Genomic DNA, 17587 nt, shown 5'->3' on the forward strand with positions numbered 1-17587 from the left:
ACCATGGCATCCGAGGAGTTCAGGGTCCAGGGGCGCAAGGTCCGCGACCTGCCCAAGGTATCGCTGCACGACCACCTCGACGGCGCGCTCCGCCCCGCCACGGTGCTCGAGCTCGCCGACGGGATCGGCCTCGACCTGCCCGCCGACGACGCGAAGGGGCTCGAGGCCTGGTTCTCGGACCACGTCGACGGCGGCTCGCTCGAGGACTACCTCGCCAAGTTCGATGTGACCGTCGGCGTCATGCAGACGCGCGAGGGTCTCGTGCGCGTAGCGAAGGAGTTCGTCGAGGACCTCGCCGCCGACGGCGTCGTGTACGGCGAGGTGCGGTGGGCGCCCGAGCAGCACCTCACCCGCGGACTCAGCCTGGACGACGTCGTGGACGCTGTGCAGGAGGGGATCGAAGAGGGTGAGGACGCCGCGGACGCCCGCGGACGCGAGATCCGGGTCGGCCAGCTGCTCACCGCGATGCGGCACACCGACAACTCCCGCGACATCGCCGAACTGGCCGTCGCGTGGCGCGGCCGCGGCGTGGTCGGGTTCGACCTCGCCGGTGCCGAGGACGGGTTCCTCCCCAGCCGCCATCGCGCGGCCTTCGACTACCTCGCCGAGCAGTTCTTCCCCACGACCGTGCACGCGGGCGAGGGGGCGGGGCTGGCATCCATCCGTTCCGCCCTCATCGACGGTCGGGCCCTGCGCCTGGGCCACGGCGTGCGTATCGCCAACGACCTCGACGTCGTCTCGCGCGAAGGCGAAGACGTGCAGGTGACCTTCGGCGATCTGGCGCGCTGGGTGCGGGATCGCGAGATCACCCTCGAGCTGTCGCCGACGTCGAACCTGCAGTCCGGCGCCGTCACCGCGTGGGGCGACACGATGGACGCGCACCCGTTCGACCTGCTGTACCAGCTCGACTTCTCGGTCACCGTGAACGTCGACAACCGTCTGATGAGCGCGACATCGCTGACGCGCGAGCTCGGCCTGCTGGCCGAGGCGTTCGAGTACGACCTCGACGATCTCGAGGCGTTCCAGCTCAACGCCGCCGCCGGGGCGTTCCTGCCGGTGGAGGAGCGCGAGGAGCTCATCGAGATCATCTCGGAGGGTTTCCGGCGCTGAGCCAGCCCTGTCTTCGGCGCGCCCCCGCCCCCTCCCGCGCGGGGCGCACCTTCTGTTGAGTGTCCAGGACACGCCGGTGGCGCCCGCCCGCGTGCGGCGTGTTTTGGACACTCGACGAGCTCGGCGGGGCGCGCGGGCGGGGACGCGCGGGCGCGGGGCGCACTTTCTGTTGAGTGTCCAGGACACGCCGGTGTCGCCTGCCCGCGTGCGGCGTGTTTTGGACACTCGACGAGCTCGGCGTCCGTGCGGGCGGGGACGCGCGGGCGCGGGGCGCTCCTTCTGTTGAGTGTCCAGGACACGCCGGTGGCGCCTGCCCGCGTACGGCGTGTTTTGGACACTCAACGAGCTCCGCGGGGCGCGCGGGGCGCGGGGCGCGGGCGCGGGCGCGGGGCGCTCAGGGGGCGGGGGCGACCACCGTGTAGCGCGTGCTCGGCCGGCCGGCGGTCGAGTAGTCCAAGCTGCGGGTGCACGTGCCGTCCTCGGCGATGTGCTCGAGGTATCGGCGGCAGCTGACCCGGGAGAGCCCGAGGCGGTCGGCGACCTCCGACGCGCTCGCGGAGCCCAGCTCCACCAGAGCCGACCGCACCAGGTCGAGAGTGGGCCGCGACAGGCCCTTCGGCAGGGGACGGCGGGAGAGCGGTCGGAGCACGGCGTCGACACCCTGCTGGTCGAGCGAGCCCGCGACGGCGGCCGAGGACCGGCGCTCCGCCACCACGTCGTCGATGCGCGCGTGCAGGTCTCCTGCCGTGAAGGGTTTCACGAGGTAGTGCTGCACGCCCATGAGCCGGGCGGTGCGCACGGTGTCGACGTCGCGGGCGGCGGTGACGGCGATCACCTCGGGCTGTGGCCGGCCCGCGTCACCTCGCACGGCGCGCAGCGCATCGAGCCCGGAGAACCCGGGGAGGTGGACGTCGAGCAGCACGAGGTCGGGGCGCAGCCGGTCGATCGCCTCCACGGCATCCGGACCGCTTCCCGCCGTACCGACCAGCTCGCACTCCGGGTGCACCGACACGAACCGGCCGTGCAGTGAGGCGACCGCGGGGATGTCGTCGACCACCAGGACGCGCAGCATCACGAGACCCTCTCCGCCGCGGGCAGCGACACCTCGAACCGGGCGCCGCCCAGCGGCGAGGGCACGACGCGGGCATCGCCGCCGCGGCGGCGGGCCACGCGACGCACGAGGGCGAGACCGATGCCGCGCGCCCGGTCGCGCGTGTCCTTGGTGCTGACGCCCTCGTCGAAGACGTGCTCGCGCAGGACGGCAGGCACCCCCGCGCCGCTGTCGTCGACCCGGACGTGCACGCCGGGGCCGGTGGCATCCACCTCCACGCGGAGGCGGTCACCGGGGCGGCAGGCCTCCAGCGCGTTGTCGACGAGGTTGCCGACGACCGTGACCAGGTCGCCGACCACCTCGGCAGCCGGCGTGCCGAGAGCCGCGACCTCGAGACCGACGTCGAGCTCGCGCGAGCGGGCCAGCTTGACCGACAGCAGGGCGGTCAGCTCGCTGCCCAGTGCCGCGGCATCCGGACCCGGATCGAGGGGACCGCCCGGCCGGACGTGGGCGATGAAGTCGCGCGCGTCGTCGTAGGCGCCGAGCTCGAGCAGGCCCGAGACCACGTGGAGGGAATTGGCGAACTCGTGCGCCTGCGCCCGCAGGCCCTCGGTCAGCGACTGCTGGCCGTCCATCTGACGCAGCGCCTCGTGCAGTTCGCTGTGGTCGCGCAGCAGCAGGGTCGCACCGACCAGGCGCCCGCGGTCGTCGCGCAGGCCCGTCGAGCGCGCGATGACGGGGCGCTCTCCGGCCAGGACCAGCCGCCCCTCGGGCTCGCCGTCCTCCATCACCTGCAGCAGAGGGCCGTCGAGGGTCTCGTCCGCTCGTCTGCCGACCAGCGATCCGCGACCGATGAGCCGCTCAGCGGCGTCGTTGGCGCTGGTGACGACGCCGCGGTGATCCACACGCACCACCCCCTCGCTCAGGCGGTGCAGCATCGTCTCGCGCTCGCCCACCATCTCGGCGATCTCGTCGGGCTCCAGGCCGAAGATGCGTCGGCGGATGAGGGCGGCGACCCAGGCAGCGCCGAACACCCCCACTACGGCCGCCCCGCCGAAGGCCAGCAGCAGTCCCGGCAGCCGGGACCGCAGGTCGGCGGCGAGCTCGGATTCCAGCACTCCGACCGAGACCGAGCCGATGACCCGCGCGCCCTCCTCGTCGCCGTCGGCGAAAACCGGCGCCTTCACGCGGTACGACTCGCCCAGTGTGCCCGTCTCTGTGCCCGACCAGACCTGTCCCGAGAGGGGGATCGACGGATCGGTCGACACGCTCTCGCCGATGCGGTCGGGGTTGGGGTGCGAGAAGCGGATGCCGGAGGGGTCGGTGACCACGACGTAGGTCAACGACGACGCCTCGCGGATGACCTCGGCGACGGGCTGGATCGCGGCGGCGGGGTCGGGGTCGTCGAACGCCTCGACGATCACGGGCAGTCGTGCGATCGACAGGGCGACGCCGACCATGCGCTCGCGATAGGAGTCGCGGATCGCGCTCTCCTGGATCCACACGGTGACGACACCGGCTCCAAGGGTCACGACGCACACGATCAACGCCTGCAGCAGCAACAGCTGCAGTCTCAGCGACAGTGCTCGGACCACGGTTCATTCTCTCCCGCCACCCGCACCTCGCCGACGGCCGAGTACGACCAATAGTTGCCGAACTCGGTCTTAGTTGCGCAAGCGCGACGGCATCCGGCTGCTCTGTCTACCGTGAGCGCTCAGCGGGGAGGCGACGGAGCCTCCTCGAACTCGAAGAGGAGTACCGCGCATGCGTCGCACCACCTTTGCCCTCATCCCCCTCGCCGCGCTGTCGGTCGTGGCCCTGACCGCGTGCAACCCGCAGGGTGCGGGAGCCGGGGGAGCGGCGGCGTCGCAGGATGCCGCCTCCATCGACGCCGTCAACATCGTCGTCCCCGCCGACCCTGGCGGCGGCTGGGATCAGACCGGCCGTGCCGTGTCGGACGTGCTCACCGGCGACTCCCTCGTCGGCACCGCCGCGGTCAGCAACGTCGGCGGCGCGGGCGGCACCGTCGGTCTCGCCTCGCTCGCGAACGAGCGCGACCCCTACACGCTCATGGTCACGGGCCTGGTGATGGTGGGAGCCGTCGAGACCAACGCGTCCGAGAACCGCATCGAGGACACCACCCCCATCGCGCGCCTCACCGAGGAGCCCCTCGTCGTGGTCGTGCCCGCCGCGAGCGAGTATCAGACGCTGGAGGATCTGGTGGATGCCGTCGTCGCCGACGGTCAGGGCGTCACCATCACCGGCGGCTCCGCCGGCGGCGCCGACCACATCCTCGCCGGGCTGCTGCTGGAAGAGGCCGGACTGACGGGCGCCGACATCACCGAGAAGCTCAACTACGTCCCCAACGCCGGCGGCGGAGAAGCCGTGTCGCTGCTGCTCGGCAACAACGCCGCGGCCGGCATCTCGGGCGTCGGCGAGTTCGCCGAGTACGTCGAGTCGGGCGACCTGCGCGCACTGGCCGTCTCGAGCGAAGACCCCGCGACGCTGCTGCCCGACGTGCCCACCATGACCAGCGAGGGCTTCGACGTCGTCTACACCAACTGGCGCGGACTGCTCGCCCCCGGCGGGATCAGCGAAGCGGATGCCGAGGGTCTGACCAAGCTCGTCACCGACATGCACTCCTCCGAGGCGTGGAAGAGCGTGCTCGAGGAGCGCGGCTGGACCGACGCCTTCCTCACGGGCGAGGAGTTCGCGACGTTCGTGGACGAGAACATCGTCGACGTCTCGGGCACCCTGAAGAACATCGGGCTGGTGTCGTGACGACCACCGACGCACCGGGGGCGGAAACCGTCCGCCCCCGGTGGGGCGCCGACCGGATCGGCAACGCGATCTTCGCGGGCGTCGTCTTCGGCCTCGGCGTCTTCGCCCTCGTCGGCGCCTTCGCCATTCGCGTGCCCGCGGGAGCGGCGATCGGTCCCCAGGTGTTCCCCTTCGCGGTCGCGGTGATCCTGCTCGGCTCGGGCGCCGCGCTCGTCGTGGCGGCGCTGCGCGGACAGGTCGCTCCTCGCGAAGAGGGCGAGGACATCGATCCGGATGCCTCGACCGACTGGTGGACGATCCTCAAGCTCGTGGCCCTCATGGTCGCCGTGCTGCTGCTGCTCGAACTGCTCGGCTGGTGGATGGTCGCCGCTCTGCTGTTCGGCGGCGTCGCCTGGACCCTCGGCGCCAAGCGGCCGTGGGCCGCCTTCCTCGCCGGCCTGATCATCGGCATCGGCACCCAGCTCCTCTTCGGTGAGGGCCTGGGCCTCTTCCTTCCCCGCGGGGCCGCCTTCGACTGGTGGTACGGCCCCGGACCCCTGTTCGGCTAGGAGACCGTCGACATGGATGCTGTGAACTCCCTCATGGAGGGCTTCGCCACCGCGCTGCAACCTGAATATCTGCTGTTCGCGCTGTTGGGCGTCGTCATCGGGACCGCGGTCGGGGTGCTCCCGGGTATCGGGCCAGCGATGACCGTGGCGCTGCTGCTGCCTCTGACCTACTCGCTGTCGCCGACGGCGGCCATCATCACCTTCGCGGGGATCTACTACGGCGGCATGTACGGAGGCTCAACGACGAGCATCCTGCTGAACACGCCGGGTGAGTCGGCATCCGTGATCACCGCCATCGAGGGCAACAAAATGGCCAAGCTCGGTCGCGGAGCGGCGGCACTCGCCACCGCCGCGATCGGCTCGTTCATCGCCGGCACGATCGCCACCGCGCTGCTGACCCTGTTCGCCCCCCTGCTGGCGCGGTTCGCGGTCAACCTCTCACCGGCCGACTTCGTCGCCCTCATCGTGGTCGCCTTCATCACCGTCGGGGCTCTGCTGGGTTCCTCTCCCGCGCGCGGACTCGCCTCCCTCGGCATCGGCCTGTTGGTGGGGCTGATCGGCACCGAGGCCACGACGGGACAGGCGCGGTACACGATGGGTGTGCTCGCCCTCTCGGACGGCGTGAGCGTCGTGCTTGTCGCCGTCGGCCTCTTCGCCGTCGGCGAGACCCTGTACGTCGCCGCGCGCCTGCGGCACGGGACCGTCCCCGTGATCCCGGTCACGCGCGGCTGGCGCAGCTGGATGACCCGCGAGGACTGGCGTCGCTCGTGGAAGCCGTGGCTGCGCGGCACCTTCATCGGATTCCCGATCGGCACGATCCCCGCCGGCGGGGCGGACGTGGCGACGTTCCTGTCGTACGCGAGCGAGAAGAAGCTGTCCAAGAACAAGGAGCAGTTCGGTCGCGGCGCGATCGAGGGCGTCGCCGGTCCCGAGGCGGCCAACAACGCCGCCGCGGCGGGCGTGCTCGTGCCCCTTCTGACCCTGGGTCTTCCGACGACGGCGACCGCCGCCATCATCATCACGGCGTTCCAGTCGTACGGCATCCAGCCCGGACCCCAGCTGTTCCAGAACCAGGGCGACCTAGTGTGGGCGCTGATCGCGAGCCTGTACATCGGCAACGTGCTGCTGATCGTGCTGAACCTGCCGTTGGCGGGCCTGTGGGTGAAGGTGCTGCAGATCCCGCGCCCGTACCTGTACGCCGGCATCCTCACCTTCGCGGTGCTGGGCGCCTACGCGGTGAGTTTCTCGACGCTCGACATCGTCATCCTGCTGATCGTGGGAGCGCTCGGGTACTTCATGCGGCGCTTCGGCTTCCCGATCGCGCCGCTCATCGTGGGCCTGATCCTCGGGCCGATGGGCGAGCAGCAGCTGCGCAAGGCGCTGCAGCTGAGCCAGGGCGACGTCGCCGACCTCGTGCTGCACCCCTTCGCGGCGTCCGCGTACGTGCTGCTGGCGGTGTTCCTCGTCGTGGGGCTGTGGCTCAAGCGCCGCCAGAGCCGCTACGAGCGGGCGTTGGAGGCGTCGCTCGCCGCGACCGAGGGGCACCCTCAGGCCGCCGTCGATCGCCTCTGGGAGCCGGGCGAGCGTCCGACCGACGTGCGCACCGAGACGATCCGCGCCGAGCTCGCGGCCGAGAGGGCCCGCGCCGCCCGGGGTGAGCCTCCGCGGGAGTGACCGTTCCTGTCGAGTGTCCACGACACGCCGCACCCCGGTCTCGGGTGCGGCGTGTTGTGGACACTCGACGGGGTTCGGGGAGGGGACGGATGCCGCGAACCCGGGCGTGCGGTCGTGCAGGGGGCAGGGCGGAGGGGGGAGGGGGGCGCGGGTCCCGGCCCTGACGCGCGTGCGGTCGTCACGGCGCGGGGAGGAACCCCGCCAGCTCGTCGGCGATCACGCGGTCGACCTCGGCCGGATCCGCCGTCGGAGTGCCGTCGCCGGGCTGCGGGCCGTACGAGCCGAACGAGGCGTGCGAGGCGCCGGGGATCTCGACGAAGGTGGCGTCCGCGGGCAGGAGGTCCCGGGCATCCGCGATCTTCTGCGGGGTGGACAGGCCATCCTCCGAACCCGAGAGGCTGAGCACGGGCAGACCGGATGCCGAGAGGTCGTTCGCGCAGTACGAGGCGAAGAGGACGAGGGCGTCGGCGTCGGACGCGAGCTAGCACGCGCGCACACCGCCGAGCGAGTGCCCGCCCACCGCCCACGAGCTGACGCCGGGGGCGAGGTCGGTGAACGTCGTCAGCGGGCGCGGATCGAAGAACGCGAGGTTCAGCCAGGGGCGGGTGATGACGACGGTGACGCCATCGTCGACGACCGTGTCGGCGAAGGTCGCGATGTACCCCTCGGCCGCGACCTTGGCGCCCGGGATGAACACCAGTCCCTGACCGGTCGCGCCGGCCGCGGGGGCGAGCACGATCCCGGCGCCGTCGTCGGTGATCGTCAGGCCGGGGTTCGCGCGGGCGTCGGCGAGCGGATCGGGCTCGGCGCCCATGACCCCCACCTGGCTGTAGATCAGGATGCCGGCGACCAGCAGGACCACGAGAGCACCCAGACCGCCGAGGGTCCACCGCAGCCACCGCCGACGACGGCGGGGAGGGCGGGCGGGAGCGGAGTCGGAGGGGGTCTCACGGTCGGTCACGTCACGAGCGTATCCCTGCCCCCAGGACGCTGGCGGTGCTCGACACGACGCCGCCGACGTGGCCCGTGGGCGGCACGTCGGCGGCGTCGAGGAGTCAGGCGGTCAGCGCCGCCTGCCGTGCCGAGACGATCTGCACGATCCGCTCGTGCAGCGGGTGGTCGGCGTCGAGCCCGGTCACCTCGGCGGTGAACGCCTCGGCGTCGCGCTCGCGCAGCAGGCGCTGCAGCTCGGCGGCCTGGGCGTCCTCGGCGTCGTCGAACTCGAGCGCCGCAGCCATCGCCGCCACGAGTGCGTCGACGTCGAGACCCCGCTCGACCGCTTCGGCCGCGGGACCGACGAAACGCTCGTGCCGCGAGAGCTTGCGCAGCGGCTGACGGCCGACGCGCCACACGGTGTCGGGCAGGGCGGCATTGCGGAAGCGACGCAGGATGGTCGCTCGATACTCGGCCTGGACAGCGGCATCCAATTCGTGCTTCTGCACCAGCAGGGCGCTGGTCTCTTCGAGCGCGGCCTCGACTTTCGAGGCGATCGCGGGGTCGGCGAGGGCGTCCGAGATGCGTTCGATCCCCGCCTGGGCGCCGAAGTAGGCGGTGGTGGCGTGACCGGTGTTGACCGTGAAGAGCTTGCGCTCGATGTAGGGCTCGAGGTCGTCGACGAAATGCGCCCCGGGGATGTGCGGCGGGTTGTCGCCGAACGGGGCGCGCTCGATCGCCCACTCGTAGAACGGCTCGACCGTGACGTCGACACCGCCCGCGGCCTGGGCGGGCACGATGCGGTCGACCGCGGTGTTGGCGAACAGGGCTCGGGATGCCAGGGCGTCCCAGGATTCGCCGGCCAGCCCGACCATGTGCTCGCGCAGCTGGTCGGTCGCCCCGATGGCGTTCTCGCACGCCATGATCTGCAGCGGCGCGAGGGAGGGGTCGCGCAACGCCAGACCGGCGACGATGTGCGGAGCCACGAACTTCAGGATCGTGGGTCCGACGGCGGTGGTGACCACGTCGGCGGTGGCGATCTCGTCGACGAGGGCCTCGGCATCCACCGAGCTGTCGATGGCGCGGAAGTTCGTGACCGGCTTGTCGACGCCGCCCTCGCCCACCTCGTGGACCGTGTAGGACGAGGCGTCGTTGATCGCGGCGACGAGTGCCGCCGAGACGTCCGAGAAGACGAGGTCGTAGCCGCCCTCGTGCAGAAGCAGTCCGACGAATCCGCGGCCGATGTTGCCGGCGCCGAAGTGGACGGCCTTCATGCGTTGACGGAGCCCGAGAGGGCCTCGAACAGCTCCTCGGGGGAGGAGGCGGCCTTGAGTCGGGCGACGTCGTCCTCTTCGGAGAAGAGGATGGCGATCTGCGACAGGATCTCGAGGTGCTCGTCGCCCTTGCCGGCGATGCCGACGACGAAGGTCACGGGCTCTCCGCCCCAGTCGACGCCGCCGTCGTAGCGCACGACCGACAGGCCCGAGGCGAGGATCGCCTGCTTGGTCTCGTTCGTGCCGTGCGGGATGGCGAGCTCGTTGCCCATGTAGGTCGACACGGTCTCTTCGCGCTGCTGCATGGCGGCGAAGTACTCGTCGGTCACCGAGCCGGTGGCCTGAAGCAGGTCGGCCGCCTCTTTCATCGCCTCCTCGCGGGTGGCGCTCCCGGGGTGGATGCGGACGGATTCGATGCGGAGGACGTCTGACATGGTTCTCGCCTTTCTCGTCGTGCTGTCCAGCCTCGCAAACCGCGGGCCGAACGGGAAGACGCCAGGGGCCGGGCTGACGCTCCGGCCCCTGGCGTGCTAGGGGGATTACTTCGCTTCGTGCTGCGCGCGCACCATCTCCACGACCTCGTCGTACCGCGGCGAGTTCATGAAGTTGTCGACCGACACGTGCAGCGAGTCGGGCGACTGCGCCTTGGCGCGGTCGGTGAGCTGGTTCTGCGTGATGACCAGGTCGGCCGAGCCGTCGAGGTTCGCGATCGCCTGATTGGTGACCGTGACGCCGTCGATACCGGCCTTCTTGATCTTGTTGCGCAGGACGCTCGCGCCCATCGCCGACGAACCCATGCCCGCGTCGCAGGCGAACACGATGTTGTTCAGCTGCTTGGTCGCGACGGCTCCGCCGAGGCCGCCCAGGGCGCCGTCGACGTCACGGTCGGCGGACTCGGTCGTGCCCGATCCGGTGGTGCCGGCCGCTCGCGTGCGCAGGGCGCCGAGGGCGGAGGACTCCTTGCCCTTGTTGGCCGCGGTCTGATCGATCGCCGCGGCGAAGCTGTCGCCCTCGGCCTCGGCGTCGCGCTTACGGGAGGCCCGCAGGATGACGCCCGCGATGAGGAAGGTCACCACGGCGGCGACGATCACCGACAGGTAGACCACGAGCACGTTGGCGACACCGCCACCGGCCGCGGCGGCCGTCACGGCGATGATGCTGCCGGGAGCGGCCGGGAAGACCAGGCCACCGCCGAAGATCATGTTGACCGCGACGCCCGAGGCGCCACCGGCGATGAGGGCCAGGATCGTCATGGGCTTGGCGAGGGCGTACGGGAAGTAGATCTCGTGGATGCCGCCGAGGAACTGGATGACGATGGCACCGGGGGCCGAGGCCTTCGCCGCACCGACACCGAAGAAGGTGAAGGCGAGCAGCAGACCGAGGCCAGGGCCGGGGTTGGCCTCGATGAGGAACAGGATCGACTTGCCGGTGTCGGCGGCCTGCTCGATGCCGAGCGGGGTGAAGACACCGTGGTTGATCGCGTTGTTGAGGAACAGCACCTTGGCCGGCTCGACGATGATCGACAGCACCGGCAGCAGGTTGAACTGCACGAGGAACGCGACGATGCTGCCGAGGACCGCGCTGATGCCGAGGAAGACGGGACCGAAGGCGAAGAAGCCGACGATCGCGAGGACCATGCCGAGGATGCCGGCCGAGAAGTTGTTCACGAGCATCTCGAAGCCGGGGCGGATCTTGCCGTCCCACAGCTTGTCCATCTGCTTGGTGATCCACGCTGCGAGCGGGCCCATGATCATCGCGCCGAGGAACATGGGGATGTTGGTGCCCACGATCACGCCCATGACGGCGATGGTCGCGACCACGCCACCGCGCGCGCCGTAGACGATGCGTCCACCGGTGTTGGCGATGAGCAGGGGCAGCAGGTAGGTGATCATGACGCTGACCAGGCCGACGTAGCCCTGGTAGGTCGTGCCGTCCTCGTTCGCGGTGAGTGCGGTCATCGCGCCGGGCCAGTTGATGGCCGCGGCGTCACCGCCACCGCCGATGATCTCGGCGACGGGGGCCCAGTGCCAGCCGAAGGGGCTGGCGGCGCCGAAGAACCCGGCGGGGATGAAGAGCATGGTGATGAAGCCCCATGCGATGAACGCCGCGATGTTCGGCATGATCATGCCGGACAGGAACGTGCCGAATCGCTGGACTGCGATCCGTGCCCCTCCCGGCTTCTTGGTGGGTGACGTCGTCGTCATTGCTGTGTCTCCTTGAGTGGCTGGGCGGCCGGAGCCGCCGGAGGGTGCGGCTTACGCCGCGACAGGGGTGGAGGAGGCGGCCTGGGCTGCCTCGCGGGCGGAGGCCGCGTCATCCGCGGCCAGGGCGGCCTCGGCGATGCGCCGGGCATCGTCGAGAGTCTGGGTGAGCAGGCTGGCGCGCACGTCGGCCAGGGCCGTGGGCGCCATCGAAAGCGTGGTGGCGCCGAGGCCGACGAGCACGACGGCCAGCAGGGGGTCGGCCGCGGCCTCGCCGCAGATGCCGACGGGCTTGCCGTTCGCGCGGCCCGCCGCACCGACCTCGCGGATGAGGCGGAGGACGGCGGGGTGCCAGGGGTCCTGGAACGAGGCGACCGAGCCGAGCAGCCGGTCGGCCGCGAGCGTGTACTGCGTGAGGTCGTTGGTGCCGATCGAGGCGAAGTCCGCGATCTGCAGGATCCGGTCGGCCAGCAGTGCCGACGAGGGCACCTCGACCATGACGCCGGTGGTCTTGAGGCCGTAGTCCTTGGCGAGTGCGGTGAAGTAGCGCGTCTCTTCGACGGTCGAGACCATGGGCGCCATGACCCACAGGTCGGCGGGGCCGGCGTCGCTCGCGCGGGTCGCGGCATCCGCCTCGGCGAGGGCGGTGAGCTGCTCGCGCAGGATGTCCTCGCTGGCGCGGAGGGCCCGCAGACCGCGCAGCCCCAGCGCGGGGTTCTCTTCGTGGGCGTCATTGAGGAAGGGCAGCGGCTTGTCGGCGCCGGCGTCGAGCACGCGCACGACGACCTTCTTGCCGGGGAACGCGCTGAGCAGCTCGATGTACGCCGCCCGCTGCTCCTCGACGGTCGGGGCGGAGCTGGAGCTCAAGAAGAGGAACTCGGTGCGGAACAGCCCGACGCCCTCGGCGCCCAGCTCGACGGCCTCCGAGGCTCCGCCGGGCTTGCCGAGGTTGGCCAGCAAAGGAATCCGCGTGCCGTCGGCGAGGGCGCCGTCGGTGATCGGGGCGGATGCCGCGGCGGCCCGCGACGCGGCACGGGTGAGCGCCCGCGCCTTCTCGTCGTCGGTCGGGTCGGCGGTGACGACGCCTGCGGCCGCGTCCACGATGACGGACTGTCCGTCGACGAGGTCCTTCGCGCCGCTCGCACCGACGACGGCGACGATCGACTTCTCGCGGGCGAGGATCGCGGTGTGCGAGGTCGGTCCGCCCTCGGTGGTGACCAGGGCCAGCACCTTGTCGAGGTCGAGCAGCGCGGTGTCGGCGGGGGCGAGGTCCTTGGCCACGAGCACGAACGGGTGTCCGGGATCGGGGATGCCGGGGGCCGCGACGCCCCGCAGGCGCGCGATCACGCGCTGAGCCACGTCGTCGAGGTCGGCGGCGCGCTCGCCGAGGTAGCCGCCGAGGGCGACGAGCTGCTCGCGGAACGAGGCGAAGGCGTCGTGCACGGCGAACTCGCCGGTCTTGCCGGCGGAGAGGCGGGAGTCGACCTCGGCCTCGAGGGTGGGGTCCTCGGCGATCATGGCCTGCGCCTCGAGCACGTCGCGCGCGGCGCCGCCGGCTTCAGCGCCGCGGGCCTCCAGCTCGCGGGCGACGGCGGCGACGGCCTCGCGCACGCGCGCCGTCTCGTCCTCGACGCTCAGCTCGCTCGCGGCATCCTTCGGGGCGGGCAGGGGCTCGGCCATGCGCGCGATGGGGCCCTGGGCGACGCCCAGTCCGATTCCGACTCCACGGAGTTCCGTCATGGTGCTGTGTTCCTTTACTCGGCGTCGTGGTCGGTGGTGAGCAACTCGGCGAGACGCTCCAGCGTCGCCTCGGCGTTGTCGCCGTCGGCGGTGAGGGTGATGTAGTCGCCCTGCTCGAGTCCGAGGGCGATGATGCCCAGGATGCTCGCGGCGTTGACGGGCTTGCCCGCGTCCTTGGCCAGGGTCACCGGGATGCCGGCGTCCTTGGCCGCCTGCGCGAAGAGCTTCGCGGGGCGGGCGTGCAGACCGTGGGACGATCCGATGCGGACGGTGCGGGTCAGGTGGGGCATGGTCTGTCCTCGGCTCTCAGATCGTGTCCGCGGGCTGGCGGGAACGCAGGGCGTCCTCGATCAGGGCGAGGGTGCGGGCACCGCTGCGGTCGGTGAAGACATCGTCGGGCAGGAGGGCCACCAGCACGCCCCGCGGAGAGGCTTCGGCACGGATGCGTTCCACATCGAGGGCCAGGTGGGGTCCCACGAGGACGACGTCACCGGCATCCAGGTCGTGGGGGAGCGCGTGCCACGCGCCGGCGGATGCGGAGAGGTCCAGGCCCTTCTCGAGCGCAGCATGGCGTACGCGTTGCGCGACGAACGTGCTCGACGCACCCGCTCCACACACCACGAGGATCTTCATCGACCGGCCTTTCTTCCTTTCGATTGTGTTCACCGCGCTCTCAGCGGACAACCAGGTTCGTTTCCCACCCCCCGGAACGCGGATGCCGAGCGGGCCCGCCCCGCCCCGCGCCCGGCCCGCCGGCGCGTGGTTGGATGGATGAAGACATCCGCCGACCAGGGCGGTGCGGAGGACGGATCGTGACGACGAAAGCTCGCCAAGACCGCCTGCTGGCCCTGTTGCTGCGGGACGGGGAATGGTCGACCGCGGCGTCGCTGGCGGATGCACTCGGCGTCACGCCCCGCAGCGTCCGCTCCTACGTCACCGCGGTCAACGCGCGCGTAGCGGGGGGAGCGGCGATCGAATCGGGTCCGCTCGGCTACCGCGCCGGCTCCGGGGCGGCCGCGGCCCTGCGCGCGTTGCCGGGGACGGATGCCGGAACCCCCCGCGACCGCCTGCACACGCTGGTGCGCCGCCTGCTCGACTCCGCGGACGGCATCGACGTGTTCGACACCGCCGACGCGCTGCACGTGAGCACCGCCACGCTCGAGGCCGATCTGTCGCGCGTGCGGAGTCTGCTCGGGGGCACCGAACTGACGCTGGAGCGCTCGGCATCCACCGCCCGACTGCGCGGGACCGAGGTCGCCCAGCGTCGCCTGCTGTCCAAGCTCGCCCACGACGAGATGGATGCCGGCCTGTTCGACCTCGACGCGCTGCGTCGCACGCTCGGCGAGCGCTCGGTCGGTGCGCGTGCGTTCGGTCCGTTCAAGGCCGAGCTCGTCGCCGAACTCGGCGCCCTGGGCTACTACGTCAACGAGATCGGTATCGGCGACGTCGTGATGCACATCGCGATCGCCGCCGACCGCACGACCCGCGACCGCGCCCTCGGGTCGCCCGGCGGGGACTCGTCCGACGCGGCGGCGGCCGTGGTCGAGCTGCTCGACCGACTCACCGTCAAGCACATCGGCGTGCAGCTCGGCTCGGGCGACCTGCGCCACCTCGCGACCCTCGTCCTGACCCGCATCGTCGCCCCCGGCGCGCCGGCGCAAGACGACGTGCGCGCACGGCTGGACCCCGCGGTCGAGGCGGCGGTCCGATTGGTCGTCGACAACGCGGCATCCGAGTTCCTCGTCGACATCGCCCACGACGACTTCATCCTGCGCCTCGCGCTGCACGTGCAGAACCTGCTGGCGCGCTCGCGCGAACAGGCGTGGTCGCGCAACCCCCTGACCCGGTCGCTCAAGTCGACGTACCCGATGATCTTCGAGGTCGCGGTGTACATCGCCAAGGGCCTGCAGGACGGTCTCGGCATCCCGATCCTCGACGACGAGATCGCCTACATCGCGATGCACGTGGGCGGACGGCTCGAGCGCAGCCGCCGCGCGGACCAGCTGCTCACCGCCACCATCGTGTGCCCGGGCTACTACGAGCTGCACGAACTGCTGCGCTCCAGCGTCGACCGCTCGCTCGGCCAGGCGATCGAGGTCGTCGGGGTCGAGACCCGCATCGACCCGGCGTGGGATGCGATCGACTCCGACCTCGTGCTCACCACGATCGACCCGCCGCGCCCGGGCGATCGGTTCGTGCGCATCCAGCCGTTCCTCACCGACGCCGACGTGGAGCGTGTGCAGGCGGCCGCGGGGCGCATCCGCCGCGGCCGGCGTCTGGCGCGCCTGCGGGCCGAGCTCGAGCGCTACTTCGCGCCCGAGGCGTTCGTGCGGGGCCTGGATGCCGCGGGCGGCGAGGCCGGTGTCATCCGGCGCCTGGGCGGCCTGCTGGTGGAGCAGGGGGTCATCGACGAGGCCTACGTCGCCCGCGCCGTCGAGCGCGAGGCCATCTCGTCGACGGCGTTCACCGACGCGCTCGCGGTGCCCCATGCGATGGGCATGACCGCGACGCAGACCCGCATCGCCATCGGCATCGCCGACCCCTCGATCGCGTGGGGAGAGGGCCGGGTGCAGGTGGTGGCGCTCGTGGCGTTCAGCGAGACCGATCGCGAGGCGTTCCAGACCGTGTTCGAGCAGTTCGTCGAGGTGTTCAGCGAGCGCGACAGCGTGCAGCGGATCGTCCGCCGCGCGACGTCGTTCCCGGCGTTCCTCGATGAGCTGGTCGCGGTGATCGACGGCTGACGCCCGCGCGCCTCGCCGGGCACGGCCGACACGCGCCGGCGCCGCATCGGGCGCCCTCCGTGCCGCGGGGCGCCCTCCGGCCGCGGGGCGCCCTCCTGCCGCGGGGTGCCCTCCTGCCGCGTCCCGCCAGCGCCCGGGGCGCCCTGGGTGCAGCGGGGCGTCCGCCGACCGCCCCGGTGCACGCGCCGCGCCCCGTTGCGAGACACCGGGTCGCCGTGCGCCGGCCGAACGCGCCTGCGCCGTTCACCGGGGCCTGCGCAAGGCCGCGTCCCGCCAGCGCCCGGGGCGCCCTTCGTGCAGCGGGGCGGTCGGCGGACGCCCCGGTGCACGCGCCGCGCCCCGATGCGGGCGCTCTCAACGCACGCACGCGCCGCGCCCCGATGCGGGCGCTCTCAACGCACGCACGCGCCGCGCCCCGATGCGGGCCTTCCGAACGCGCGCGCCCCTCGCCCGGTCAGGGCTGGCGTCGAGGCGGCTCGATCCCGAACGCTCGGAGCCGCTGACCGAGGGTTCGCGCGTCTCGAACATCGCGCCACCCCCAGCGCGCCAGCCGTCGCTGAGTCGTGCCGCGGATCCAGTCTTCGCGTTGCTTCTCTCGTTCGACGATGTCGGACGCGTTCTGACGCGCCGCCGTTGCGAGCTCGCGGTATTTGACTCGACCGTCGAACTCACCCCAGGCCCCGACATCGTCGAGACCGAAGTCGACCCAGTACGTTCCCCCGCGCGGGCCGGGCACCGGCACCTGAAGGGACGGAGTGGCGAAGCCGAGATCCAGCAGACGCAGCCGGCTGATGCTCTCACCCGGGAGTTGCGCCCGCCCGTCGGCCATTCCGATCACCCTCTCGACCCGCACTCGTCCGCGCGTCGTCATTGCGGCGATGCGCCGCACCTCGTCGCGGAAGACCGCGGCGACCTCCGCGTCGTAGGTGCCCGGCGGGCTGAAGGCCGTCTGCCGGAGCGCGGCATCCGCGACGCACACGGCGGCGTCGTGCGACGCGCTCCGCGCGACGTCGACGACGGTCCGGGCGAGGGAGGTGCAGCGCACCCCCGAGGTCTCGATGACGACCGCGTCGTCTTTCGCGCCGCGGTGGCGAACGACTCCGGGGCCGCTGGATGATCGGGGGTCATCGGAGACGATGTGAAGCGCCCCGTCGTCGCGGAGTACCGGGAGCCCGAGGAGCGCAGCAGCGGTGAGGCCGCAGAACAGCGGTGCGCGCCGCGACACGGAAGCGAGTGCGCGAGCGCGCACCACGATCTTCTCCTCCGTCGTCGACCGGGCGAGGTCTGCCGACCGCACGTAGACGCCGCGCCTGAGCACCTGCAGATCCCCGGCATCCACCGCATGGCGCACACGCCGCGAATGCCAACCGAGAGCCTCGAGCTGCTGTCGGGAGATGAGGGGGACCGCGTCTTCGAATGCCACGGGCTCACGGTTCCACGAGACGCGATCCGGTCTCGGCGTCGTCGCCCGCATCCGTGGAGAGGGCATCGGATCCGCGGCCTGTGGAGAGAGCGCGGTGGCGGGTCGGGGCGT

The 17587-nt window shown here is 71.7% G+C and carries 14 protein-coding genes and 1 pseudogene; 5 read left to right on the forward strand and 10 right to left on the reverse strand.

The genetic code is table 11. The features are described 5' to 3' along the window. Nucleotides 1-3: 3 nt before the first annotated feature. Nucleotides 4-1110 carry an adenosine deaminase gene (locus tag ACIPVB_RS05990; protein WP_400367604.1) on the forward strand — a complete coding sequence of 369 codons (1107 nt, stop codon included), beginning with the start codon at nucleotides 4-6 and terminating at the stop codon, nucleotides 1108-1110. A gap of 394 nt (nucleotides 1111-1504) precedes the next feature. Here ACIPVB_RS05990 and ACIPVB_RS05995 read toward each other — a convergent pair whose 3' ends face one another. Both ACIPVB_RS05995 and ACIPVB_RS06000 read right to left on the reverse strand, forming a co-directional pair. Next, the gene (locus ACIPVB_RS05995) at nucleotides 1505-2182 is read right to left on the reverse strand and encodes a response regulator (protein ID WP_400367605.1); all 678 of its coding nucleotides are present in this window, start codon (nucleotides 2180-2182) and stop codon (nucleotides 1505-1507) included. Further along, on the reverse strand, nucleotides 2182-3756 hold the full coding sequence (locus ACIPVB_RS06000; RefSeq protein ID WP_400367606.1) for an ATP-binding protein: 1575 nt from the start codon (nucleotides 3754-3756) through the stop codon (nucleotides 2182-2184). Before ACIPVB_RS06000 ends, ACIPVB_RS05995 begins: the two co-directional genes overlap by 1 nt. Before the next feature lie 169 nt (nucleotides 3757-3925). Here ACIPVB_RS06000 and ACIPVB_RS06005 point away from each other — a divergent pair, with 169 nt between their 5' ends. Genes ACIPVB_RS06005 through ACIPVB_RS06015 form a run of 3 tightly spaced genes read left to right on the forward strand, consistent with a single transcriptional unit; the run spans nucleotide 3926 to nucleotide 7164 of the window. Continuing rightward, nucleotides 3926-4942, forward strand: a complete 1017-nt coding sequence (locus ACIPVB_RS06005) for a Bug family tripartite tricarboxylate transporter substrate binding protein (RefSeq protein WP_400367607.1) — start codon at nucleotides 3926-3928, stop codon at nucleotides 4940-4942. Then, nucleotides 4939-5490 carry a tripartite tricarboxylate transporter TctB family protein gene (locus ACIPVB_RS06010; protein ID WP_400367608.1) on the forward strand — a complete coding sequence of 184 codons (552 nt, stop codon included), beginning with the start codon at nucleotides 4939-4941 and terminating at the stop codon, nucleotides 5488-5490. Before ACIPVB_RS06005 ends, ACIPVB_RS06010 begins: the two co-directional genes overlap by 4 nt. Before the next feature lie 12 nt (nucleotides 5491-5502). Further along, nucleotides 5503-7164, forward strand: coding sequence for a tripartite tricarboxylate transporter permease (locus ACIPVB_RS06015; protein WP_400367609.1), 1662 nt, complete (start codon nucleotides 5503-5505; stop codon nucleotides 7162-7164). 178 nt (nucleotides 7165-7342) lie between these two features. On the opposite strand, the pseudogene ACIPVB_RS06020 reads toward ACIPVB_RS06015, so the two are convergent. The 7 genes and pseudogenes from ACIPVB_RS06020 to ACIPVB_RS06050 all read right to left on the reverse strand — a co-directional run bounded on the left by ACIPVB_RS06020 (nucleotide 7343) and on the right by ACIPVB_RS06050 (nucleotide 13945). Then, nucleotides 7343-8125: pseudogene (locus tag ACIPVB_RS06020) on the reverse strand (alpha/beta hydrolase). A gap of 94 nt (nucleotides 8126-8219) precedes the next feature. After that, nucleotides 8220-9371: a mannitol-1-phosphate 5-dehydrogenase gene (locus ACIPVB_RS06025; protein ID WP_400367610.1), complete on the reverse strand. Its 1152-nt coding sequence runs from the start codon at nucleotides 9369-9371 to the stop codon at nucleotides 8220-8222. Then, nucleotides 9368-9805: a PTS sugar transporter subunit IIA gene (locus tag ACIPVB_RS06030; protein ID WP_400367611.1), complete on the reverse strand. Its 438-nt coding sequence runs from the start codon at nucleotides 9803-9805 to the stop codon at nucleotides 9368-9370. Before ACIPVB_RS06030 ends, ACIPVB_RS06025 begins: the two co-directional genes overlap by 4 nt. Nucleotides 9806-9910: 105 nt before the next feature. Beyond that, the gene (locus ACIPVB_RS06035) at nucleotides 9911-11575 is read right to left on the reverse strand and encodes a PTS mannitol transporter subunit IICB (RefSeq protein ID WP_400367612.1); all 1665 of its coding nucleotides are present in this window, start codon (nucleotides 11573-11575) and stop codon (nucleotides 9911-9913) included. Nucleotides 11576-11626: 51 nt separating this feature from the next. Continuing rightward, nucleotides 11627-13312, reverse strand: coding sequence for a phosphoenolpyruvate--protein phosphotransferase (gene ptsP / locus ACIPVB_RS06040; RefSeq protein ID WP_400367613.1), 1686 nt, complete (start codon nucleotides 13310-13312; stop codon nucleotides 11627-11629). Nucleotides 13313-13326: 14 nt separating this feature from the next. After that, nucleotides 13327-13602, reverse strand: a complete 276-nt coding sequence (locus tag ACIPVB_RS06045; protein WP_400367614.1) for an HPr family phosphocarrier protein — start codon at nucleotides 13600-13602, stop codon at nucleotides 13327-13329. 16 nt (nucleotides 13603-13618) lie between these two features. Continuing rightward, nucleotides 13619-13945 (reverse strand): PTS sugar transporter subunit IIB, encoded by a 327-nt coding sequence (locus ACIPVB_RS06050; protein WP_400367615.1) that lies wholly within the window; start codon nucleotides 13943-13945, stop codon nucleotides 13619-13621. 134 nt (nucleotides 13946-14079) lie between these two features. On the opposite strand from ACIPVB_RS06050, the gene ACIPVB_RS06055 reads away from it, so the two are divergent. Beyond that, nucleotides 14080-16053 (forward strand): BglG family transcription antiterminator, encoded by a 1974-nt coding sequence (locus ACIPVB_RS06055; RefSeq protein WP_400367616.1) that lies wholly within the window; start codon nucleotides 14080-14082, stop codon nucleotides 16051-16053. 454 nt (nucleotides 16054-16507) lie between these two features. Here ACIPVB_RS06055 and ACIPVB_RS06060 read toward each other — a convergent pair whose 3' ends face one another. After that, nucleotides 16508-17476: a type IV toxin-antitoxin system AbiEi family antitoxin domain-containing protein gene (locus ACIPVB_RS06060; protein WP_400367617.1), complete on the reverse strand. Its 969-nt coding sequence runs from the start codon at nucleotides 17474-17476 to the stop codon at nucleotides 16508-16510. Between the last annotated feature and the right edge of the window lie 111 nt (nucleotides 17477-17587).

Source organism: Microbacterium sp. NPDC090007 (assembly GCF_044748345.1).
GTDB lineage: Bacteria > Actinomycetota > Actinomycetes > Actinomycetales > Microbacteriaceae > Microbacterium.

Bases quoted from the DNA above. Each gene is read 5' to 3' on its own strand.
- ACIPVB_RS06035 (WP_400367612.1), bottom strand. From the start codon at position 11,575: ATGACGACGACGTCACCCACCAAGAAGCCGGGAGGGGCACGGATCGCA.
- ptsP (WP_400367613.1), bottom strand. From the start codon at position 13,312: ATGACGGAACTCCGTGGAGTCGGAATCGGACTGGGCGTCGCCCAGGGC.
- ACIPVB_RS05990 (WP_400367604.1), top strand. From the start codon at position 4: ATGGCATCCGAGGAGTTCAGGGTCCAGGGGCGCAAGGTCCGCGACCTG.
- ACIPVB_RS06045 (WP_400367614.1), bottom strand. From the start codon at position 13,602: ATGCCCCACCTGACCCGCACCGTCCGCATCGGATCGTCCCACGGTCTG.
- ACIPVB_RS06050 (WP_400367615.1), bottom strand. From the start codon at position 13,945: ATGAAGATCCTCGTGGTGTGTGGAGCGGGTGCGTCGAGCACGTTCGTC.
- ACIPVB_RS05995 (WP_400367605.1), bottom strand. From the start codon at position 2,182: ATGCTGCGCGTCCTGGTGGTCGACGACATCCCCGCGGTCGCCTCACTG.
- ACIPVB_RS06030 (WP_400367611.1), bottom strand. From the start codon at position 9,805: ATGTCAGACGTCCTCCGCATCGAATCCGTCCGCATCCACCCCGGGAGC.
- ACIPVB_RS06055 (WP_400367616.1), top strand. From the start codon at position 14,080: ATGGATGAAGACATCCGCCGACCAGGGCGGTGCGGAGGACGGATCGTG.
- ACIPVB_RS06015 (WP_400367609.1), top strand. From the start codon at position 5,503: ATGGATGCTGTGAACTCCCTCATGGAGGGCTTCGCCACCGCGCTGCAA.
- ACIPVB_RS06025 (WP_400367610.1), bottom strand. From the start codon at position 9,371: ATGAAGGCCGTCCACTTCGGCGCCGGCAACATCGGCCGCGGATTCGTC.
- ACIPVB_RS06005 (WP_400367607.1), top strand. From the start codon at position 3,926: ATGCGTCGCACCACCTTTGCCCTCATCCCCCTCGCCGCGCTGTCGGTC.